The 21911-nt window shown below is 68.0% G+C and carries 22 protein-coding genes; 19 read left to right on the top strand and 3 right to left on the bottom strand.

All coding sequences use genetic code 11. The features are described from left to right. Positions 1–38: 38 nt before the first annotated feature. The 15 genes from QOH60_RS04110 to QOH60_RS04180 all read left to right on the top strand — a co-directional run bounded on the left by QOH60_RS04110 (position 39) and on the right by QOH60_RS04180 (position 15716). Positions 39–1517: a UDP-N-acetylmuramoyl-L-alanyl-D-glutamate--2,6-diaminopimelate ligase gene (locus QOH60_RS04110; protein WP_526417424.1), complete on the top strand. Its 1479-nt coding sequence runs from the start codon at positions 39–41 to the stop codon at positions 1515–1517. Continuing rightward, positions 1514–2998, top strand: coding sequence for a UDP-N-acetylmuramoyl-tripeptide--D-alanyl-D-alanine ligase (locus QOH60_RS04115; RefSeq protein ID WP_526417386.1), 1485 nt, complete (start codon positions 1514–1516; stop codon positions 2996–2998). Before QOH60_RS04110 ends, QOH60_RS04115 begins: the two co-directional genes overlap by 4 nt. A gap of 4 nt (positions 2999–3002) precedes the next feature. After that, the gene (gene mraY, locus QOH60_RS04120) at positions 3003–4085 is read left to right on the top strand and encodes a phospho-N-acetylmuramoyl-pentapeptide-transferase (protein ID WP_526417389.1); all 1083 of its coding nucleotides are present in this window, start codon (positions 3003–3005) and stop codon (positions 4083–4085) included. Continuing rightward, complete coding sequence (gene murD, locus QOH60_RS04125; protein ID WP_526417391.1) at positions 4054–5511, top strand: UDP-N-acetylmuramoyl-L-alanine--D-glutamate ligase; 1458 nt, start codon at positions 4054–4056, stop codon at positions 5509–5511. Before mraY ends, murD begins: the two co-directional genes overlap by 32 nt. A 7-nt stretch (positions 5512–5518) precedes the next feature. Further along, positions 5519–6982 (top strand): putative lipid II flippase FtsW, encoded by a 1464-nt coding sequence (gene ftsW, locus QOH60_RS04130; protein ID WP_526417393.1) that lies wholly within the window; start codon positions 5519–5521, stop codon positions 6980–6982. Between the two features lie 22 nt (positions 6983–7004). Next, positions 7005–8132, top strand: coding sequence for an undecaprenyldiphospho-muramoylpentapeptide beta-N-acetylglucosaminyltransferase (gene murG / locus QOH60_RS04135; RefSeq protein WP_526417396.1), 1128 nt, complete (start codon positions 7005–7007; stop codon positions 8130–8132). Between the two features lie 6 nt (positions 8133–8138). Then, complete coding sequence (murC, locus tag QOH60_RS04140) at positions 8139–9608, top strand: UDP-N-acetylmuramate--L-alanine ligase (RefSeq protein WP_526417398.1); 1470 nt, start codon at positions 8139–8141, stop codon at positions 9606–9608. Then, complete coding sequence (locus tag QOH60_RS04145; protein WP_526417400.1) at positions 9605–10501, top strand: cell division protein FtsQ/DivIB; 897 nt, start codon at positions 9605–9607, stop codon at positions 10499–10501. The genes murC and QOH60_RS04145 overlap by 4 nt, the downstream gene beginning before the upstream one ends. A gap of 177 nt (positions 10502–10678) precedes the next feature. Then, positions 10679–11818: a cell division protein FtsZ gene (gene ftsZ, locus QOH60_RS04150; protein ID WP_526417402.1), complete on the top strand. Its 1140-nt coding sequence runs from the start codon at positions 10679–10681 to the stop codon at positions 11816–11818. A 21-nt stretch (positions 11819–11839) separates the two neighbouring features. Beyond that, on the top strand, positions 11840–12547 hold the full coding sequence (gene pgeF / locus QOH60_RS04155; RefSeq protein WP_526417404.1) for a peptidoglycan editing factor PgeF: 708 nt from the start codon (positions 11840–11842) through the stop codon (positions 12545–12547). Then, the gene (locus QOH60_RS04160) at positions 12535–13323 is read left to right on the top strand and encodes a YggS family pyridoxal phosphate-dependent enzyme (protein WP_526417406.1); all 789 of its coding nucleotides are present in this window, start codon (positions 12535–12537) and stop codon (positions 13321–13323) included. Before pgeF ends, QOH60_RS04160 begins: the two co-directional genes overlap by 13 nt. Then, entirely contained in the window at positions 13320–13976 is a 657-nt protein-coding gene (locus QOH60_RS04165) for a cell division protein SepF (RefSeq protein ID WP_526417408.1), read from the top strand. Before QOH60_RS04160 ends, QOH60_RS04165 begins: the two co-directional genes overlap by 4 nt. A gap of 99 nt (positions 13977–14075) precedes the next feature. Then, positions 14076–14363 (top strand): YggT family protein, encoded by a 288-nt coding sequence (locus QOH60_RS04170; protein WP_526417426.1) that lies wholly within the window; start codon positions 14076–14078, stop codon positions 14361–14363. Positions 14364–14540: 177 nt separating this feature from the next. After that, complete coding sequence (gene wag31, locus QOH60_RS04175) at positions 14541–15377, top strand: DivIVA-like cell division protein Wag31 (protein WP_526417410.1); 837 nt, start codon at positions 14541–14543, stop codon at positions 15375–15377. An 18-nt stretch (positions 15378–15395) separates the two neighbouring features. Then, positions 15396–15716, top strand: coding sequence for a DUF308 domain-containing protein (locus tag QOH60_RS04180; RefSeq protein WP_526417412.1), 321 nt, complete (start codon positions 15396–15398; stop codon positions 15714–15716). On the opposite strand, the gene QOH60_RS04185 is transcribed toward QOH60_RS04180, so the two are convergent. Further along, positions 15706–16386: a phosphoribosyltransferase gene (locus QOH60_RS04185; protein ID WP_526417414.1), complete on the bottom strand. Its 681-nt coding sequence runs from the start codon at positions 16384–16386 to the stop codon at positions 15706–15708. The genes QOH60_RS04180 and QOH60_RS04185 overlap by 11 nt on opposite strands. 58 nt (positions 16387–16444) lie before the next feature. Here QOH60_RS04185 and QOH60_RS04190 point away from each other — a divergent pair, with 58 nt between their 5' ends. Continuing rightward, positions 16445–17794, top strand: a complete 1350-nt coding sequence (locus QOH60_RS04190; RefSeq protein ID WP_526417428.1) for a TIGR01777 family oxidoreductase — start codon at positions 16445–16447, stop codon at positions 17792–17794. Here QOH60_RS04190 and QOH60_RS04195 read toward each other — a convergent pair. After that, positions 17760–18479, bottom strand: a complete 720-nt coding sequence (locus QOH60_RS04195; protein ID WP_526417416.1) for a type 1 glutamine amidotransferase — start codon at positions 18477–18479, stop codon at positions 17760–17762. The genes QOH60_RS04190 and QOH60_RS04195 overlap by 35 nt on opposite strands. Positions 18480–18482: 3 nt before the next feature. Further along, entirely contained in the window at positions 18483–19685 is a 1203-nt protein-coding gene (locus QOH60_RS04200) for a serine hydrolase domain-containing protein (protein WP_526417430.1), read from the bottom strand. Between the two features lie 81 nt (positions 19686–19766). Here QOH60_RS04200 and QOH60_RS04205 point away from each other — a divergent pair, with 81 nt between their 5' ends. The 3 genes from QOH60_RS04205 to QOH60_RS04215 form a co-directional block, all read left to right on the top strand. After that, positions 19767–20144: a DUF2784 family protein gene (locus QOH60_RS04205; protein ID WP_526417418.1), complete on the top strand. Its 378-nt coding sequence runs from the start codon at positions 19767–19769 to the stop codon at positions 20142–20144. A gap of 28 nt (positions 20145–20172) precedes the next feature. Further along, a complete protein-coding gene (locus QOH60_RS04210) occupies positions 20173–21384 on the top strand; it encodes an acetyl-CoA acetyltransferase (protein ID WP_526417420.1) in 1212 nt (403 codons plus the stop codon). Then, on the top strand, positions 21374–21911 hold a 538-nt coding region (locus QOH60_RS04215), incomplete at its 3' end, for a carotenoid oxygenase family protein (protein WP_526417422.1). The genes QOH60_RS04210 and QOH60_RS04215, both read left to right, overlap by 11 nt.

Below are 21911 nucleotides of genomic sequence, written 5' to 3' on the forward strand. Positions count from 1 at the left end.
CTCGCTCGGACAAGCCTCGCTCGGCGGTGTCCGTCACGCTGCGCGAGCTCGCCGAATGCATCGGCGTCGAGCGCGATGGTGATGCCGCTATCGACGTCTCGGGTGTGACTCTGCGCGCGCAGGACACTTTGCCCGGCGATCTGTTCGCGGCGCTGCCGGGAGCCAACGTGCACGGCGCGGCGTTCGCCGCCGACGCGGTAACGCGCGGCGCCGTCGCGATTCTCACCGATCCTGCGGGGGCGGCCGGGCTCTCGGTCGACGTCCCTGTGCTAGTCCACCCTGCGCCGCGGTCGGTGCTGGGTACCGCGGCGGCTCTGGTCTACGGTGACCCGTCGGGCAAGATCGCGGTCGTCGGCGTCACCGGCACCTCGGGCAAAACCACGACCACCTATCTCATGGAGGCGGGGTTGCGCGCCGCAGGCAGGCACCCGGGTTTGGTCGGCACCGTCGGGATCCGGATCGACGGCGCCGACTTGACTAGCGCCCTGACCACTCCCGAAGCGCCCCAACTGCAGGCGCTGTTGGCCGCGATGGCGCAGCAGCGCGTCGATACCGTGGCGATGGAGGTGTCCAGTCACGCGATCGCGCTGGGGCGTGTCGACGGTGTGCGGTTCACGGCCGCCGGGTTCACCAATCTGTCGCGCGACCATCTGGATTTCCATGCCTCGATGGAAGATTACTTCGACACCAAAGCCCGGCTGTTCGACGCGGACTCGCCGCTGAGCGCGGATATCGCCGTTATATGTGTCGACGACGATGCCGGGCGTCAGATGGCAGCGCGCGCAGTCGATCCCGTGACAGTCAGCGCCACGGGTGACGTCGCCGACTGGCGTGCGATCGACGTCCGGCAGACTTCACGCGGCGGCCAGGCGTTCGTGGCCGTGGATCCCAGCGGCGCGCGCCACGACATCGCGATTCCCCTGCCTGGCGTATACAACGTCGCGAATGCCCTTCTGGCGCTTGCCCTTCTGCAGGCGGTCGGCGTCACGCCAGAGGAGGCGGCGCCAGGACTGGCCGGTGCACAGGTCCCCGGTCGCATGGAGTCCGTCGACCGCGGGCAAGGCTTCCTCGCAGTCGTGGATTACGCCCACAAGCCCGGTGCGCTGGAATCGGTGCTGACGACGTTGCGACAGCAGACGAGCGGGCAGCTTGCGGTCGTGTTCGGCGCAGGCGGCGACCGCGACCCCGGCAAGCGAAAGCCCATGGGCCGCATTGCCGCCGAGCTGGCCGACCTCGTGGTGGTCACCGACGACAACTCCCGCAGCGAGGATCCGGCTGCGATTCGCGGGGCAATCCTGGCCGGTGCACGTGAAGCCGGGGGGCGTGCACAACTGCTGGAGATCGGTGACCGGCGCGCGGCGATCGCCCATGCGGTCAGGTGGGCACGGCCCGGTGACGCCGTGCTTATCGCCGGGAAGGGCCACGAAACCGGACAGACCGCCCATGGCGAAACCCGTCCGTTCGACGACCGCGATGAGTTGGCTGCCGCGCTGTACGCGATAACCTCCACCGCGTGATCGCGTTGACCGTCGCGCAGATCGCCGAGATCGTCGGCGGGCGCCTGGCTGACGTGTCCGAAGCCGATGCGGCGCGGCTGCAGGTCACGGGCGCCGTCGAATTCGACTCACGCAAGATCACGCCGGGCGGGCTCTTCCTCGCGTTACCCGGAGCCCGGGCCGACGGACACGACCATGCCGCATCGGCCGTCGCCGCCGGAGCGGTCGCGGTGCTCGCCGCGCGTGGAGTCGGGGTGCCCGCTGTGGTCGTCGAACCGCTGGGGCCGTCCAGTTCGGGTGCCAGTGTGCTGGAACACGACGCAGACGGGTCGGGCGCCGCGGTGCTCGCCGCGTTGGCCAAGCTGGCGTCGTTCGTCGCGGCCGAACTCGTCGCGGGCGGACTGACGATCGTCGGTGTGACAGGCTCGTCGGGCAAGACGTCGACGAAGGACCTGCTCGCCGCCGTGCTCGCGCCGCTCGGAGAGGTGGTTGCGCCCCCGGGGTCGTTCAACAACGAACTGGGCCACCCCTGGACGGTGCTGCGCGCCACACCAGACACCGATTTCCTGGTGCTGGAGATGTCGGCGCGCCACCCGGGCAACATCGCCGAACTCGCGGCGATCGCGCCGCCTTCGGTCGCGGTCGTGCTCAACGTCGGCACCGCGCATCTCGGCGAATTCGGCTCCCGAGAAGCTATCGCCGCGACCAAATCTGAACTGCCGCAAGCAGTTCCGCCATCAGGTGTCGTCATCCTCAACGTCGACGACGCCGCGGTGGCTGCGATGTCCGCCGTGACGGCCGCGCGGGTGGTGCGTGTCAGCCGCCAATCACCGGCCGACGTGTGGGCCGATCACGTGCAGCTCGACGGGCTGGCGCGCCCGAGCTTCGTGCTGCACGCCGGCGACGACGAGGTGCGGGTGACGCTCGCGGTGCACGGCGAACATCACGTCTCGAACGCGTTGTGCGCGGCGGCCGTCGCCCTCGAATGCGGCGCGAGCCTGTCACAGGTGGCTGACGCGCTGGCAGGCGCGGGTCCGGCGTCGGCGCGCCGCATGGCGGTGACCATCCGCTCCGACGGGGTGACAGTGATCAACGACGCCTACAACGCGAACCCCGATTCGATGCGGGCCGGCCTACAGGCGCTGGCCTGGATGGCCGCCGAGGGCGGGCGGCGCGGCTGGGCCGTGCTCGGTGAGATGGCTGAGCTCGGCGACGACGCGATTTCCGAGCATGATCGCATCGGTCGGCTGGCGGTGCGATTAGATGTCTCTCGACTCGTCGTCGTCGGAACCGGGAGGTCGATGCACGCCATGCATCACGGAGCGGTCATGGAGGGATTCTGGGGAGGCCCAGAAAACGCTCAGGCCACCCTGGTCGACGACGCCGACGCTGCGCTGGCATTACTGCGCGACGAGCTGGAGCCTGGTGACGTCGTCCTGGTCAAGGCGTCCAATGCGGCAGGACTGGGCACGATGGCCGACGCACTGGCGAGCGGGCACTGAACGCATGAGGCAGATACTCATCGCCGTCGGCATCGCCCTGGCGGTCTCGATCCTGCTGACCCCGGCACTGATCACCCTGTTCAACCGGCAGGGGTTCGGGCAAGAGATCCGCTCAGACGGGCCGCCGACCCACAAGCACAAGCGCGGCACGCCGTCGATGGGTGGTGTCGCGATCGTCGCCGGTATCTGGGCCGGGTATCTGGGCACTCACCTGGTGGGCATCGTGCTCGACGGGCGCGGGCCGTCGGCGTCGGGCGTGCTGGTGCTGGGGCTGGCCACCGCGCTCGGCGCCGTCGGGTTCGTCGATGACCTGATCAAGGTCCGCAAATCGCGCAACCTCGGCCTGAACAAGACCACCAAGGCCGTCGGCCAGGTGCTCGCCGCAGTGGTGTTCGGCGTGCTGGTCCTGCGATTCCCCAATGTCGACGGCTTGACCCCGGCAAGCGCGCAGCTGTCCTACGTCCGCGAGATCGCGACGGTGACGCTGCCGACGTGGCTGTTCGTGCTGTTCTGCGTCGTCGTCATCAGCGCATGGTCGAACGCGGTGAACTTCACCGACGGCCTCGACGGCCTGGCCGCCGGCTGCATGGCCATGGTCACCGCCGCATACGTGATCATCACGTTTTGGCAGTACCGCAACGATTGCCTGGCCGTCGGTGCGAAACCCGCCTGCTATTTCGTGCGCGATCCGCTGGACCTCGCGCTGGTGGCCGCCGCCACCACCGGAGCGTGCATCGGGTTTTTGTGGTGGAACGCCGCACCGGCGAAGATCTTCATGGGCGACACCGGATCGCTCGCGCTGGGCGGCATCATCGCGGGATTGTCCATCACCAGCCGCACGGAGATCCTCGCCGTCGTGCTCGGTGCGCTCTTCGTCGCCGAGATCACCTCGGTGGTGGTGCAGATCATCGCGTTCCGCACGACTGGGCGCCGGGTGTTCCGGATGGCGCCGTTCCACCATCATTTCGAGCTCGTCGGCTGGGCCGAGACCACAGTGATCATCAGGTTCTGGCTGCTGACCGCGATCGCGTGCGGGCTGGGGGTGGCGCTGTTCTATGGCGAATGGCTCACCGCCGCAGGTGGCTGACGTGGGTTTGGAACAACTCAGGAGTGCGCGGGTGCTCGTCGCCGGCGCGCGCGTCACGGGCAAAGCGATCGTCGCCGCGATCGCGCCCCTGTGCCCGGAAGTGACCATCTGCGACGACGATCCGGCGGCCTTGGACGGGCATGCGTCGGCGATGACGACCACCGAGGCGGCCACCCGGATCGCCACGTTCGACCTCGTGATCGCCAGCCCCGGGTTCGCGCCGACGACGCCGGTGCTGGCCGCGGCCCAGGCTACCGGCGTGCCCATCTGGGGCGACGTCGAGCTGGCGTGGCGACTGGACGCCTCCGGGCACTTCGGCCCGCCCAGACGCTGGCTGGTGGTGACCGGCACCAACGGCAAGACCACAACGACGACGATGCTGCACGAGATACTGGTCGCCGCCGGACTGCGCAGCGTGCTGTGCGGAAACATCGGCATTCCGGTCGTCGACGCCTTGAGCGGGCCCGCTGAGCTATTGGCCGTCGAGTTGTCCAGCTTCCAACTGCACTGGGCCCCGTCGTTGCGGCCCGAGGCCGGCGCAGTCCTCAACGTCGCGGAAGACCATCTGGACTGGCACGGATCCTTCGCCCACTACACCGCGGCCAAGGCCCGTGCGCTGCGCGGTCGGGTGGCGATCGCCGGAGTCGACGACCCGATTGCCGCCCGGATGTTGGCCGACGCCACCGCGCCCGTGCGCGTGGGCTTTCGTTTCGGCGAGCCCGGACCGGGGGAGCTGGGAGTGCGCGACGGCATGCTGGTCGATCGCGCGTTCGCGCCAGAGCTGGCGCTGGCCCCCGTCGCGGGGATCCCCGTACCAGGGCCGATCGGCGTGCTCAACGCTCTCGGCGCGTCGGCGCTGTCCCGCGCGGTCGACGTGGCTTCGGGCGCCATCGCCGACGCGCTCTCGTCGTTTCGGCCGGCTCCGCATCGCGCGCACGTGGTGGACGTCGTCGGCGGGGTCGCCTACGTCGACGACTCCAAGGCCACGAACCCGCACGCCGCTGCGGCCTCGATTTCGGCGTATCCAAGGGTGATCTGGATCGCCGGCGGGATGCTCAAGGGCGCGTCGGTGGACGAACTGGTTCGCCAGCACGCAAACAGGCTGGTCGCCGCGGTGCTGGTGGGTACCGACCGCGCAGTGGTTGCCAACGCGTTATCGCGACACGCCCCGGATGTGCCCGTCGTCGAGGTCGCTGCGGGGGACGATGCTGTGGTGCAAGGGGCCAGTGGGATTCAAGAGACTGTTGTGACTGATGTGACCTCTGGTGATCAGGTGATGGCCAAGGTGGTCGAGGTGGCCCGGCGGTTGGCGCGCCCGGGCGACACCGTGTTGCTGGCTCCCGCAGGAGCCTCGTTCGACCAGTTCACCGGGTACTCCCACCGGGGCGATGCGTTTGCCGCCGCAGTCCGCGAAATCTCCCGGTAGCCGGCCGATGCGCAAGACGTTCGCCCGGCTGTTCGGCCGGGTCGAGAGCCCGGCTGACGAGCAACAGGACACCGCGGCGCCCGCGAAGCCACCGTCGAGAGTGGGCGCGTGGCTGGGACGCCCGATGACCTCGTTCCACCTGGTGATCGCCGTCGTCGCCCTGCTGACCTCGCTCGGGCTGATCATGGTGCTCTCGGCATCCGGCGTGCGGTCCTACGACGACGACGGTTCGGCATGGGTGATCTTCGGCAGGCAGGTGCTCTGGACGGTCATCGGTCTGGTCGGCTTCTACATCGCGCTACGCGTGCCGGTGCGCGTGATGCGCAAGACGGCGTCGTTCACGTTCGCCTTGACCATCGTCATGCTCGTGCTCGTGCTGGTTCCAGGAATCGGCAAGGAGGCCAACGGATCTCGAGGCTGGTTTGTTGTCGCTGGGTTCTCGATGCAGCCGTCGGAGCTGGCCAAGATCGCGTTTGCGATCTGGGGCGCGCATCTGCTGGCCGCCCGCCGGATGGAGCGGGCGTCGTTGCGCGAGATGCTGGTCCCGCTGGTGCCGGCGGCGGTGGTCGCGCTCGCGCTGATCGTCGCGCAGCCCGACCTCGGGCAGACGGTCTCGCTGGCGATCATCCTGCTCGCGCTGCTGTGGTACGGCGGCCTGCCGCTGCGGGTCTTTGTCAGCTCTCTTGTCGCCTCGATCGGTGCGGCGGCCATCCTCGCGGTCTCCGCGGGCTACCGATCCGACCGGGTGCAATCCTGGCTGGACCCGGGCGCCGACGCCCAGGGGTCCGGTTACCAGGCGCGGCAGGCCAAGTTCGCGCTGGCCAACGGCGGGGTGTTCGGCGACGGGCTGGGTCAGGGCACCGCGAAGTGGAACTACCTGCCCAACGCGCACAACGACTTCATCTTCGCGATCATCGGCGAGGAGCTCGGTTTCGTGGGCGCATTCGGCTTGTTGTGCCTTTTCGGCCTGTTCGCCTATACCGGCATGAGGGTGGCCCGCCGCTCGGCCGATCCTTTCCTGCGCCTGCTCACGGCTACCGCGACGATGTGGGTGCTGGGTCAGGTGTTCATCAATGTCGGGTATGTGATCGGACTGCTTCCCGTCACGGGGCTGCAGTTGCCGCTGATCTCTGCCGGTGGAACATCCACGGCGACAACACTTTTCATTATCGGGATGATCGCAAATGCCGCGCGGCACGAACCCGAGGCCGTGGCTGCGCTGCGCGCTGGCCGCGATGACCGGGTGAACCGGTTGCTGCGACTGGCGGTTCCGCAACCCTATGTGCCGTCGCGCACCGAGGCGCTGCGCGACCGGCTGCGGTCAAAGCCCAGCCCGCAGAAGCCGCCGCAGACCCTCACCGCGAAACGCGCCCGCGATTCAGGGCATCATAGAGTCGGCCAGAGCCAAGGCCGTCCGCGTCGCACCGGCCGGGATGCGAGGTCGCGTGCGTTGGAGCGACAGGCGCGATGAGCAAAGGATGTAGCTACGGGTGATGGGGCAGGAGCAGGCCGTCTCCGTCGTGCTCGCTGGCGGCGGCACGGCCGGCCATGTCGAGCCCGCGATGGCGGTCGCCGACGCGCTGAGGTCCCTCGATCCCACGGTGCGGATCACCGCGCTGGGCACCGCACGCGGGCTTGAGACCCGTCTCGTGCCGGAGCGCGGATACCACCTGGAGCTGATCACGCCGGTGCCATTGCCGCGCAAGCCAAACCGCGACCTGATGCGCCTTCCGCTGCGCGTGCGCAAGGCGGTGCGTGAGACACGCGCGGTGCTCGACAAGGTCGACGCCGACGTGATCGTCGGCTTCGGCGGCTATGTCGCGCTGCCCGCCTACCTGGCCGCCGGCAGGGGATTGCGCCGCAGGCGACGCGTCCCCGTGGTGATCCACGAGGCCAATGCCAGTGCCGGGCTGGCCAACCGGGTGGGCGCGCGCTGGGCCCAGCGTGTGTTGTCGGCGGTGCCAGACTCGGGGCTGCGCGATGCCGAGGTCGTCGGTGTACCGGTCCGCGCGGCGATCACCGGGCTGGACCGGATGGCGGTGCGCGCCGCGGCCCGCAGGCATTTCGGCTTCGACGACGACGCGCGCGTGCTGCTGGTGTTCGGCGGATCGCAAGGCGCGGTGTCGATCAACGACGCCGTCTCGGCGGCAGCAAAACACCTTGCTGCCGGCGGCATTTCGGTTCTGCACGCGCACGGCCGCAAGAACACTCTGGCGCTACCCGAGCGAAGTGAGCACGACCCTCCGTACGTCGCGGTGCCGTATCTGGCCGAGATGGACCTCGCGTACGCAGCCGCCGATCTGGCCATCTGCCGCTCAGGTGCGATGACCGTGGCCGAGGTGTCCGCCGTCGGCTTGCCCGCCGTCTACGTGCCCTTGCCGATTGGTAACGGCGAGCAACGGCTCAATGCACTGCCGGTGGTCGATGCGGGCGGCGGGCTGCTGGTGGCCGACCGCGACCTCACACCCGACTACGTGGCGCAGACGGTGATCACCCTGCTCACCGACGCGCCGAGGCTCGCGGCGATGACGGCTGCCGCCGCGCTGGTCGGCCATCGGGACGCGGCCGAGCGGGTGGCGCGGGTGGCGTTGGACGTGGCGCGACTTGGGAGGCGGGACTGAGACGTCATGACTAATCCCGCGCTTCCACCGGAGCTCCGCCGGGTGCACATGGTGGGCATCGGCGGCGCAGGCATGTCAGGCATCGCCCGCATCCTGCTCGACCGGGGTGGGCTCGTCTCCGGGTCCGACGCGAAGGAGTCGCGCGCCGTGTTGGCGCTGCGGGCCCGGGGGGCTGATATCCGCATCGGGCACGACCCGTCGTCTCTGGATCTGCTTCCCGGCGGCCCGACATCCGTGATCACCACGCACGCCGCGATCCCCAAGACCAATCCCGAGCTCGTCGAGGCCGGGCGCCGCGGCATCCCGGTGATGCTGCGGCCGAGGGTGCTGGCGATGCTGATGTCGGGTCACCGGACCGTGATGGTCACCGGGACCCACGGCAAGACATCGACGACGTCGATGCTGATCGTGGCGCTGCAGCATTGCGGTCTCGACCCGTCGTTCGCGGTGGGCGGCGACCTGGGGGAGGCGGGCACCAACGCGCATCACGGCAGCGGCGATTATTTCGTCGCGGAGGCCGACGAAAGCGACGGGTCACTGCTCGAGTACACGCCCGACGTCGCTGTGGTGACGAATATCGAGGCGGACCATCTCGACTTCTTCGGCAGTGCCGAGGCCTACACCGCGGTGTTCGACGACTTCGCCTCGCGCCTGACCGCCGACGGCGCGCTCGTGGTCTGCGTCGACGACCCGGGTGCCGCAGCGCTCGCGGAACGTGCGGCCGCGCTCGGGGTGCGGGTGCTGCGCTACGGGAGCGTCCAGGACGCCGAGCTGGCCGGGCGGCTTCTCAGCTGGGAACAACAGGGCACGGGCGCCGTCGCGCAGGTCCAGCTCGCCGGCGAGGAGCTACCGCGCGTCATGCGGCTGTCGGTGCCGGGCCAGCACATGGCGCTCAACGCATTGGGCGCGCTGTTGGGAGCGATCGAGGCGGGCGCCCAACCGGAATGCGTGCTCGACGGACTGGCCGGATTCGAGGGGGTGCGGCGACGTTTCGACCTCGTCGGCGTGACCGACTCGGTGCGGGTGTACGACGACTACGCCCACCACCCGACCGAGGTGCGCGCCACGCTGGCGGCGGTGCGCACGCTGGTCGAGCAGGCTGCCGAACCCGGCGGCCGGGTGATTGCCGTGTTCCAGCCCCACTTGTACACGCGCACAGAGCTTTTCGCGCGCGCCTTCGGTACCGCGCTTGACGGCGCTGACGTGGTGTTCGTGCTCGACGTCTACGCCGCGCGCGAGCAGCCTATCGCCGGCGTGAGCGGCGCGATCGTCGCCGAGCACGTCGGCGTTCCGGTGAGTTATGTGCCGGACTTCTCCGCGGTGGCCGATCTGGTGGCCGATGCCGCGTTGGCCGGCGACGTCGTCATCACGATGGGTGCCGGCGATGTGACGATGCTCGGCCCCGAGATCCTACGGGCGTTGCAGGTGAAGGCGAACCGCGCTGCACCGGGCCGGTCCGGGGTGGTGCAGCGATGACCGAGCCAACCGGGGCGAGCGAAGCGACGGGAAGAACATTGCCGGGCGAAGTCTCCGAAGAGGCCGAAGGCGCCGAGGAATTCGAGGGTCCGCGGCGCAAGGCCCGCCGCGAGCGCGAGGAGCGCCGCGCGGCCGAGGCGCGCGCACGTGCGATCGAGGAGGCGCGCCGCGAGGCCAAGCGTAAGGTGACCGCCACCTCGACGGCGACGAAACCTGTTGGCAGAGGCGCCGTTCGCGGCCTGAGGGTATTGGTTTGGGGTTTGGTGGCCATCGTGGTCACCGTCGGGCTGGGCCTGGTGCTCTACTTCACCCCGCTGATGTCGGTGCGCAACTTCGTGGTCGACGGCCTGCGGGTACTGCCGCAGGACGAGGTCGTCGCCGCGGCGAATGTGCGCACCGGCACTCCGCTCCTGCAGGTCGACACCAACAAGGTCGCCGACCGGGTCGCGGCGATCCGCCGGGTGGCCTCGGTGCGAGTTCAGCGCGAATATCCGTCGACGCTGCGCGTCACGGTGGTCGAGCGAATTGCGGTGGCGGTGAAGGATTTTCCTGACGGTTCGCATCAGTTCGACCGGGACGGCGTCGATTTCGCCACCGGGCCGCCTCCGCCGGGGGTGCCCTATCTCGACGTCGAGAACCCCGGGCCGAGCGATCCGCCGACCAAGGCGGCGCTACAGGTGCTTGTCGCATTGCACCCTGACGTGACAGTTCAGCTCGCCCGGATCGCCGCGCCCTCGCTGGCGTCGATCACGCTGACGCTCAAGGACGGTCGCGTGGTGGTGTGGGGGACTACCGACCGGACAGAGGAAAAGGCGGAGACGCTCGCGGCGCTGCTGACCCGGCCCGGTCACACCTATGACGTGTCGAGCCCGGACCTGCCGACCGTCAAATGAAGAATCTCCGCAAATAAACTCCGCCGACACGGCGCGCCTGCATCGATACCGACATCGGTCCACTTACCGTTCGGGATGCGCGGAACTACTTGACATAACTCTAAGCCTAAGGTTGAGGTTGAGGGTTTAGGTGAAAGGGCGACCACTGATGAGCGCTTGCGCGAAGAAGAGGCGGCGATGACCCCCCCGCACAACTACCTGGCCGTCATCAAAGTTGTCGGCATCGGCGGTGGCGGCGTGAACGCCGTCAACCGGATGATCGAACAAGGGCTCAAAGGCGTGGAGTTCATCGCCATCAACACCGACGCGCAGGCGTTGCTGATGAGCGATGCGGATGTCAAGCTCGACGTCGGCCGCGACTCCACGCGTGGACTCGGCGCCGGCGCCGACCCCGAAGTGGGCCGCAAGGCCGCCGAGGACGCCAAGGACGAGATCGAAGAGTTGCTGAGGGGCGCCGACATGGTGTTCGTCACCGCGGGCGAAGGCGGCGGAACCGGCACCGGCGGCGCGCCGGTGGTGGCCAGCATCGCCCGCAAACTCGGCGCGCTGACCGTCGGCGTCGTCACCCGGCCGTTCTCCTTCGAGGGCAAGCGGCGCGGCACGCAGGCCGAGGGCGGCATCACCTCCCTGCGCGAGAGCTGCGACACGCTGATCGTGATCCCCAACGACCGGCTGCTGCAGATGGGAGACGCGCAGGTGTCATTGATGGACGCGTTCCGCAGCGCCGACGAGGTGTTGCTCAACGGCGTCCAGGGCATCACCGACCTGATCACCACGCCGGGCCTGATCAACGTCGACTTCGCCGACGTGAAGGGCGTCATGAGCGGGGCGGGCACCGCGCTGATGGGGATCGGCGCGGCTCGCGGCGACGGGCGTGCGCTGAAAGCCGCTGAGATAGCGATCAATTCGCCGTTGCTGGAGGCGTCGATGGAGGGCGCGCAGGGCGTGTTGCTCTCGGTCGCCGGCGGCAGCGACCTCGGCCTGTTCGAGATCAACGAGGCCGCGTCGCTGGTGCAGGAGGCCGCACATCCCGACGCGAACATCATCTTCGGGACCGTGATCGACGACTCGCTGGGCGACGAGGTGCGGGTCACGGTGATCGCCGCAGGCTTCGATGCCAGCAGCGCCCGCAGCAAGCCGATGGTCGGCGCCGGCGCCAAGGTCGCGGCGGGTGCTTCGGGCAAGGTGACCTCGACGCTGTTCGAACCGGCCGACCCGGCAACCGTTCCCGGGCACACGAACGGCGCGACCGTGCGCATCGGCGGTGACGGCACCGATGACGACGACGTCGACGTGCCGCCGTTCATGCGCCGCTAGCGGGGCCCGATACTAAAGAGCGTGACCGTTCGGGTGAGGCGCGTGACCACCACCCGCGCCGGTGGGGTGTCCAAGCCTCCTTTCGACACCTTCAATCTCGGCGACCACGTCGGCGACGAACCCGAGGCGGTGGCGGCGAATCGCAAGCGCCTTGCCGCTGCGGTCGGGCTCGACGATGACAGGCTGATCTGGATGAGCCAGGTGCACGGCGACCGCATCGAGCGGATTGATGCACCGCGCGACACCCCGGTCGCCGATACCGACGGCCTCGTCACGACGACGCCGCGTCTTGCACTCGCGGTGGTCACGGCGGACTGCGTGCCGGTTCTGATGGCGGATGCGCGCGCAGGGGTCGTGGCCGCGGTGCATGCCGGGCGGGTCGGTGCCCAGCACGGGGTCGTGGTGCGCGCGCTGGAAGCCATGCAGGACGCCGGTGCCCACATCGACGACGTGTCGGTGCTGCTCGGGCCAGCGGTCAGCGGTGCCAACTACGAGGTCCCGGAGGAGATGGCCGCAGAGGTGGACGCCGCCCTTCCCGGCAGCCGCACCGTCAGCGCCAAGGGCACCCCCGCGTTGGATCTGCGCGCCGGGATCGCTGGCCAATTAAGCAGTTTGGGTGTGAAGGCGATCGATGTGGACCCGCGGTGCACCGTCGCCGATCCGAGACTGTTCAGTCATCGCAGAGACGCTCCGACGGGCAGGCTGGCGTCGCTCATATGGATGGAGTGAACGACCGGCGAACCGAATTGGCGAAGGGCCTGGCGTCGGTCCGAAGCCGGATCGAGGCAGCGGCGGCCGCGGCCGGCCGCAATGGCGGCGAAATTGAACTTCTGCCCGTGACGAAATTCTTTCCGGCGTCCGACGTGGCGATTTTGAGCGGCCTCGGCTGCCGTTCTTTTGGGGAATCTCGCGAGCAAGAGGCCGCCGCCAAATCCGTTGAGGTGGCAAACCTCATTAGTGAATCCCCGCGCTGGCATATGGTCGGTCAGATCCAGCGGAACAAGGCGCGGTCAATTGTGCGGTGGGCGTACGCGGTTCATTCCGTCAGCAGCCCCAAAGTGGTTGCGGCGCTGGACCGCGCTGCTGCCGCCGCGCTGGACGCGGGCGAACGTCACGAGCCGCTGCGGGTGTACGTGCAGCTCAGCCTCGACGGGGACGTTTCGCGCGGCGGAGTCGACGTGCGCTCGTCCGGCGTGGTCGACGACGTGTGTGGCCAGGTCGCCTCGGCCGGTGGCCTGCGGCTCGTGGGCCTGATGGCCATTCCGCCACTTGACGCCGACCCCGGTCGCGCGTTCGCACGGCTGGCCGACGAGCACCGGCGGGTGCTGCGGGCATACCCGGAGGCGACCGGCCTTTCCGCCGGAATGTCAGACGACCTGGAAGAAGCGGTCAAATATGGGTCGACCTGTGTGCGTGTCGGTACCGCGCTCTTGGGCAAACGACCGCTAACGTCACCTTCAGTAGTCACTCCTGTCACATCTTCATCACCGAAGGGCGATCGATGAGCACGCTGCATAAGGTCAAGGCCTATTTCGGCATGGCGCCGATGGACGACTACGACGACGAGTATTACGAGGACGAAGACGATCGCGGCCGGGGCTACCCGCGTCGGCCGCCCGATCGTTTCGGCGACGACGGCTACGACCCCCGGGCCGGCCGCCGCTACGACGATCGTCGTGAGTACGACGACCGCGACGCTGACGACTACCCGCCCTCCTACCGCGGCGGCGGCTACGACGAGCCCCGTTACGAGCCCAGAGCCAGGCCGCCGCGGGAATTCGACCGCACCTCATCGCGCTTTGGGCTTCGCGGTGCCACCAGCGGCGCGCTGGCGATGGATCCGCGCCGGATGGCCAGACTGTTCGACGAGAGCAGCCCGTTGAGCAAGATCACCACGCTTCGGCCCAAGGACTACAGCGACGCGCGCTCCATTGGGGAGCGCTTCCGGGACGGGACCCCGGTGATCATGGACCTGGTGTCGATGGACAACGCCGACGCCAAACGGCTGGTCGATTTCGCCGCCGGGCTGGCATTCGCTCTGCGGGGCTCGTTCGACAAGGTCGCCACGAAGGTCTTCCTGCTCTCACCGGCCGACATCGATGTGTCCGCCGAGGAGCGTCGCCGCATCGCGGAAGCCGGCTTCTACTCCTACCAGTAGCGCAGCGCCGAGTAGGCCGGCACGGCGACCGGTAGGCTGACAACACCAATCTGTTGGAAGCGTTTCGCCGAAGTCATAGTGAGGGCTGGCCAGTTGCGGCTGTTGTTTTTCGAGATATTGGGCTTTGTGCTGTTCGTCTTCTGGCTTCTCCTGATCGCGCGCGTGGTGATCGAATTCATCCGATCATTCGCCCGGGATTGGCGGCCCACGGGCGTCACCGTGGTGGTTCTGGAGAGCACGCTGACGTTGACCGACCCGCCCGTGAAGCTCCTGCGACGGATCATCCCGCAGCTCACGATCGGCGCCGTTCGGCTTGACCTGTCGATCATGGTGCTGCTCATCGCCGCGTTCATCGGCATGGAGGTCGCCTGGAAGTACGCGATGTAGTGGCCGTACTTTTGCATCGCAAATTCTGCGGAGACTTTGAAATTAGTTCTTAATTTATCAAGCTCAGCCGCAACCGGCGGGTCGGGTGTGACAGGATGGACGCCAGTTACAACGCTGGCAACGAGTCAGTCTACACTGCGACATCAGCTTCGACCGTACAGATTGAGGGGGCAGACAATGCCGCTAACTCCCGCCGACGTTCACAACGTCGCGTTCAGCAAGCCGCCTATTGGCAAGCGCGGCTACAACGAGGACGAGGTCGACGCATTCCTCGATCTGGTTGAAGCTGAGCTTACTCGGTTGATCGAGGAAAACACGGATCTGCGGCAGCGCGTCGCCGAACTCGACCAGGAACTTGCGGGCGGCCGCTCAGGCGCCGGTGCCGGTGTCACACAAGCCATTCCGGTGTATGAGCCGCCTGCTCCGCCGCAGCCCGAGCCGCAGCAGCAGCCGGTATTCGAGGCAGCCCCGACACCGCCGCCGCAACCCGCCGCGGCGTCGGGCCCCACCGTCGAAGAGCATCATCTGAAGGCGGCCGGGATGCTGGCGATGGCGCAGGAAACCGCCGAGCGACTCACCCGGACAGCGAAAGCCGAGGCCGACAAGCTGCTCTCCGACGCGCGGACCAACGCCGACCAGATTCTTGGTGACGCCCGACGCGAGGCGGAAACCACGGTCACCGAGGCCCGGCGGAGTGCCGAGGCGCAGTTGGCTGACGCGCAGGTGAAGTCGGAGACCCAGTTGCGGCAGGCGCAGGAGAAAGCCGACGCGCTGCAGGCCGACGCCGAGCGCAAGCACGCCGAGATCATGGGCACGATCCAACAACAGCGCACTGTGCTCGAGGGCCGCCTCGAGCAACTGCGCACGTTCGAGCGCGAATACCGCACCCGGCTCAAGACGTACCTCGAGTCGCAGCTCGAAGAGCTGGGCCAGCGTGGCTCCGCCGCGCCCGTCGACTCCAGCGCCAACAGCGACAGCGGCTCGTTCAACCAGTTCAACAGGGGCAACAACTAGTCGCCCGGAGGCTGTCCAATGTTGATCGCGGCTCTGGTCATGGCGGTCATCGGCCTTATCGCGCTGGTGACCGCGGTCGTCACCGGCAGTGAAGCCATCGCCTGGGTGTGCATCGGCGCCAGCGTGGTCGGCGTGATCCTGCTGATCATCGACGCCCTGCGTGAGCGCAAGGTAGCCGACGTTTCGCCGTCCGACGACGCCGACGAGGCCGAGGTCGCCGACGAGGCATACGACGCTGACTACCCAGACGAACAGCAGGCTGACGTATTGGCCGAGGACGTGCCCGAAGAAGAACCGGCCAGCAAGCCGGAAGACTCGGAATCCGAAACTAGCCGGTAGTCGCCGCGGCGAGAAACCGGCGCACCTCGTCGTCGGACGTCTGCCGAAAGTCGCAGTAATACTCGCCGACCGCCAGGAACGACGACGGAACCTCGACGCACACCACGTCGTCGGCGGCTTGCGCCAGTTGGCGGTAGGCGACGGGCGGAGCGACAGGGACGGCGACAACGATCTTCGCCGGTCCCGCCGCGCGCAGGGCACGGACAGCCGCGAGCATGCTTGCGCCCGTGGCGATCCCGTCGTCGACGATGATGACCGTCTTTCCAGCCGGCGCGAGCGGCGGCCGTCCTGCCCGGTAAAGGTGCTCGCGGCGCGTCAGCTCGGCGGTCTCCTTCTCGATCACGGCCGACAACTGGTCATCGCTGGTGCCCAGGCTGCGGACGACGTCGTCGTTGAGAACCACCAGCCCACCCGTGGCCAGTGCCCCGATCGCAAGCTCCTCCCAGCGGGGCGCGCCGAGCTTGCGGACCACGAACACGTCAAGCGGCGCATGCAGGGCCGCTGCGACCTCCCACGCCACCGGGACGCCCCCGCGCGGGAGTCCGAGCACCAGCAGGTCTTGCTCATCGCGATAGGAGGCGAGTGCGTCGGCGAGAACCCGACCAGCCTCCCGGCGGTCGGAAAATGCGCCGGCGGCGCCGCGAAACACGCCGGTGAATCGTCGCATCATGGCCCTCCGCCTAACAGTGTCCACCGATCCGGAAGCAGTGTGGTATCGAATCTTCAGCATGGGCATTGACCATTCGACTGTGATCGCGCACCCTGCGCCAGAGGTGTTCGCTTGGCATACCCGACCGGGGGCAATGACGCGGCTGGTGCCGCCATGGCAGCCGATGACGGTCATCGCCGAAGCGGACTCCGTTGCCGACGGACAGGCGGTGCTCGGCCTCCCCGGTGGTCTGCGCTGGGTAGCGCAGCACGACCCGTCGAGATTCATTGCGGGACGGCGGTTTGTCGACGAGCTCGCCTCTGCGGGTCCGATGTCGTGGCCGCCCCGGCTGGTCGGCCGATGGCGCCATACGCACGAGTTCAGCTACGGCGGCCCGGGCAAGACCCGGGTGCGCGACCGCGTCGAGACGCTGGTGCCGGCACGGGCGCTGCGGCCGATGTTTCTCTACCGGCACCGCCAGCTCGCCGGCGACCTGGCCGCACACCGGGTGGCCGCCGAGAACGGCGCCGAGCCGCAGGTCATCGCGATCACGGGTGCTTGCGGCCTGGTGGGTTCGGCGCTCTCGGCTTTCCTGACAACGGGCGGGCACCGCGTGATTCGCCTCGTGCGCCGACTTGCCCACGGCAGGGACGAACGTCATTGGGATCCCGCCGATCCGGCACCCGATCTGCTCGACGGCGTCGACACCGTGATCCACCTGGCGGGTGCCTCGATCGCCGGCCGGTTCACGGCGGCCCACAAGGGGGCGATCCGCGACAGCCGGATCGAGCCCACGTGGCGGCTGGCGAAGGTCGCGGCCGACACCGGCGCCGGCCCGTCGGTCTTCGTGACGGCCTCGGCGATCGGCTTCTACGGGGCGGACCGCGGCGAGGCTGTGCTCGACGAAACCAGCTCCCGCGGCGACGGCTTCCTTGCCGATGTCGTCACGGATTGGGAAGCGGCGACCGCGCCCGCCGAGGACGCCGGCCTGCGGGTGGTCGCGGTGCGGACCGGCATCGTGCAGGCCGCACGGGGCGGGACACTGCGGCTGTTGCGCCCGCTGTTCGCCGCCGGCCTCGGCGGCCCGCTGGGCAGCGGTCGGCAATGGCTCTCGTGGATCGGCATCGACGACCTTGTTGACGTCTACCATCGCGCGATGTGGGATGACAGATTGGCGGGACCAGTGAATGCTGTTGCCCCGCAACCGGTTCGGAATCGCGACTACACCAAGGCGCTCGCGGGGGTGCTGCACCGCCCGGCCGTGCTCCCGGTCCCGTCATTCGGGCCACGGCTACTGCTCGGCTCCGAGGGCGTGCGCGAGCTTGCTGAAGCGAACCAGCGCGTGTCGCCTGGGCGCCTGCTCGACGTGAGTCACCGCTTCAGGCAGCCGGACATCACCGACGCGCTACGCCATCAACTCGGGAGATGAAGCCGCGCACCAACGCACGCACTCGTGCTGCCGCGTCCTCTTCGGTTCCCGCTGTGCGGGTGATCAATTCGCCTTCGTCAATACCCAGGCGGGCGACGTCCCCGTCACGATCGTCGGCGAGCCACTGCGCAAGCAACGCGCTGTCGAGCTCCGGGTGGAACTGCAGCGCTAGGCTCCGCCCGAGCGTGAACGCTTGCGACGCTTGGGCATTGCGCGCGATTTCGGTTGCGCCGGGAGGCAGCGTCCAGCGGTCGAAATGCCATTGGAACCACGGCCCGCCAGGCACCAGAACGGTGTCGTCGGTGTCGATGTCGGTCCAGCCGAGTTCTGGTGCGGGGGAGCGGCTTACGGATCCGCCGAGTGCAGCGGCGAGCAGTTGGCCGCCGAAGCACACGCCCAGCACCGCCACGCCTGCGTCGTGGGCGGTTCGCACGGCGGCGATCTCTGTGCCCACCCACGCGCGGCTCAGCGCCGGGTCGTACACGGGCCAGCGCGCTCCGAGTGGCACGATCACTTCGTAGCCCGTCAGGTCTGGGAAGGTCACGTCGAACGCTGGGTCGTCGACCCGGGAGGCCGGCACCACCTCGAAGGTGCTGCCTTCGAACCCGTTGTCGGCGAACGCATCAGCAAGCAGACCGGGTGTTGCTCCCGGATCGTTGACGATGAACAGAACCTGGCGTGGCACGGATCACTTCGGGGGTGGTGGAGGAGGCGCGTCATCGGGCGCCATCGACGTGGCGATGCTGCGCCACAGCCCGTCGGCCTCGTTGGTGTAGTTGCCGTGGTTGTCAAAGGCCTGCTCGCCGAACGTGACTGCCACTGCGACGGCGATCTTCTTCGACGGCAGATATCCCTCGACGGCGGCGTACCCGGAGAACAGCGGGTTCTGCAGCAGCCAGTGCCCGGAGATGATGATGCCGAGACCGTAGGTGTAGGCGTCGATCTGTTCCGCACAGGTCGGGCAACCGGGCTGCGCACGCGTCTTTCCGCGAAGGTCTGTAGAGACCATGGCGTTGTACGAATCCTGCGACAGCAACTTTCCGCTGCCGACCCCGACTGCCGTGGCCTCCAAGTCGTAAATGGTGCTCGTCTGTATCGCCCCGTGCGTGATCGTCCATGATGGATTCCAGAACGTCGACTCTTCGTAGAACGGGGTCTCGGGCGCGACTTTGAGGGCCTCCCGCCGCTCCGAGGAGAACGCGTGCAGCACTGGTGACGGGATGTCGGGGGTGTCGGAGTTGGCGGTCTGCGACAGGCCGAGCGGCTTGAGGATCTCGTCGCGCATCAGCGTCGGCATGTCCTTGCCGGTGGCCTTCTCCAACGCCAGGCCCAACAAAACGTAGTTGGTATGCGCGTAATTCCAGTTGGTGCCCGGCGGATAGAGCAGCGGACGGTCGCGAATCTGCGCCAGAATGTCGTCGGAGGTCCACTGCCGAAAAGGGTTGGCGTACAACGCCGTATCGAAGGCGTCATTGCCCAGTACGTAATCGGGATAGCCGGACGTCATCTGCGCCAGCTGCTTCAGCGTGACCTCGCCGGCATGGGGGAAGTCGACCCACTTCGACAGCTTGTCGTCGAGGCCAACCTTGTTCTGGTCCACCAGCTTCAGCAGCAGCGTGGACACATATGAGATGGCGACCGCCCCGTTGCGGAAATGCATCTGAGGGGTCGCGGGCACTCCCGTCATCGAGTCACCGACGGCCTGGGTCAGCACCTCCTTGCCGTCGACCGTGACGCGGACGAGCACGGCTTTCAGGTGCCGCTGCGACATCGTGTCGCGCACGATCTTCATCACCGCGTCGACTTTGGCCTGGTCGGTGGAGCCGGCATCGGGCGTCTCGGCAGGGACGACGCATCCGCTCACCACGGCCAATGCACACAGGATCGGCACGAGACGCTTGGCCGCGCGATCTTTCACAGGGGAATCAGAACACATGGTTGCACCACCGCGGGAAGGCTCATCATGGAAAGGGTGAGCGTGCTGTTCATCGTCCTCGTCGGCGTCGTCGTGGCGATCCACTTCGCGTTCATCGGCTATCTCGTGGTGGGCGGATTTCTCGCCGTGCGCTGGCCGCGGACGTTCTGGCTGCATCTGGCGGCGGTGGCCTGGGGCGTCGGACGCCTCGCGCTGCACCTGCTATGTCCGCTGACCGAGATCGAGTTGTGGGCCCGCCCGTGCGCCCGCATGGCGCCGTTGACGTCCACCGGCTTCATCGACCACTACATCGCGGGTGTGTTGTTCCCCCCGGACGACAAGGGACTCGTCGTCGTCGTATTCACGACGGCCCTCGTGTCGTGGGCGCTGTTGGCGGTGGTCAGCGTCAACCGGAGGAGTAGCCTGCGGCCATGACGATGGTCTTCGCGCAAGCGGCTCATCCATGACGATGGTCTGGCTTCTCGGTGGCTACCAGACCGACTTCGCGCGGAATTTCAGCCGCGAGGGCCTGGACTTCGCCGACCTCACCGCAGACGTCGTCTCCCACACTCTTGACACGGCACGCGTCGGCGCCGATGAGATCGGGGTGGTGCACGTCGGAAACGCGTTCGGGGAGCTGTTCGCCGGCCAGGGCCATCTCGGCGCGATGCCCGCGACCGTGTGCGACGGGCTGTGGGGAGTTCCGGCGGCCCGGCACGAAGCGGCGTGCGCCTCTGGCAGCGTGGCGGCACTGGCCGCGATCGCCGATCTGCGCTCCGGTGCCTATTCGAGTGCCCTGGTGATCGGTGTGGAGCTGGAGAAGACGGTGCCGGGAGACACTGCGACGAGCTATCTGGGCGCTGCGGCGTGGATCGGTCACGAGGGTGGCGACGCGAAGTACATGTGGCCATTCATGTTCAGCGAGATCGCCGACGAGTACGACCGCCGCTACGGGCTGGACGAGGCCTACCTGAGGGCAATCGCGGAGCTCAACTTCGCCAACGCGCGCAAGAACCCCAACGCGCAGACCCGTGACTGGCAGGTGCCCGAACTGGCTGCGGGAGAAAGCAATCCGGTGATCGAGGGGCGGCTGCGGCGATTCGACTGCAGTCAGGTCACCGACGGCGGCGCGGGCGTGGTTCTGGTGACCGACGACTATCTGCGTGCGCACCCCGATGCGCGACCGTTGGCGCGTGTGCTCGGGTGGGGCCACCGCACGGTGGGCCTGGGGCTGCGGCAAAAACTTGACCGGGATGCCGAAAATCCGTACGTCCTCCCGCATGTGAGGACCGTCGTCCAGGATGCGTTGGACAGGGCCAGGGTGACGCTCGACGACATGGACGGGTTCGAGGTCCACGACTGCTTCACGCCCAGTGAGTATCTGGCGATCGACCACATCGGGTTGACGGAGCCGGGGCAGTCGTGGCAGGCGATCGAGAGCGGCGACATCGCCAACGGCGGGCGGCTCCCGATCAACCCCAGCGGCGGGCTGATCGGCGGTGGTCATCCTGTCGGCGCGTCGGGGATCAGGATGCTCGTGGATGCGGTGCGGCAGGTCAGCGACTCGGCGGGCGACTATCAGGTGGACGGCGCGCGGACGTTCGGCACGCTCAACATCGGCGGCAGTACGGCGACCGCGGTGAGCTTTGTGATTGGTGGCGCACATGGACGTTGAGGTTGTCGGCAAGTTCCTGTCGACCCTGCCCGAGGACGACGATCACCCCTACCGGACAGGGCCGTGGCGGCCGCAGACCACGGAATGGTGGGCTGACGGGCTGGCCGTTCTCGAGGGCGAGATTCCCACCGACCTCGACGGAATCTATTTGCGCAACACCGAGAATCCGCTACACGCATCGCTGAAGTTCTATCACCCGTTCGACGGCGACGGGATGATCCACATCGTCGGGTTCCGGGACGGGACAGCGTTCTACCGCAACCGTTTCATCCGCACCGAGGGCTTCCTGGCCGAGAACGAGGAAGGCAGGTCTCTGTGGGCGGGACTGGCGGAGCCGCCGAAGCTCGCCGAGCGCGAGGGCTGGGGCGCGCGCCGCAAGATGAAGGACGCGTCGAGCACCGACGTGATCGTGCATCGCGGTGTGGCGCTGACCAGCTTCTACCAATGTGGCGACCTGTATCGCGTAGATCCGCTATCGGCCGAGACCCTCGGGAAGGAAACCTGGCGCGGGCAATTCCCGTCCGAGT

It is taken from the genome of Mycobacterium sp., from assembly GCF_032159765.1.
Taxonomy (GTDB): Bacteria; Actinomycetota; Actinomycetes; order Mycobacteriales; family Mycobacteriaceae; genus Mycobacterium.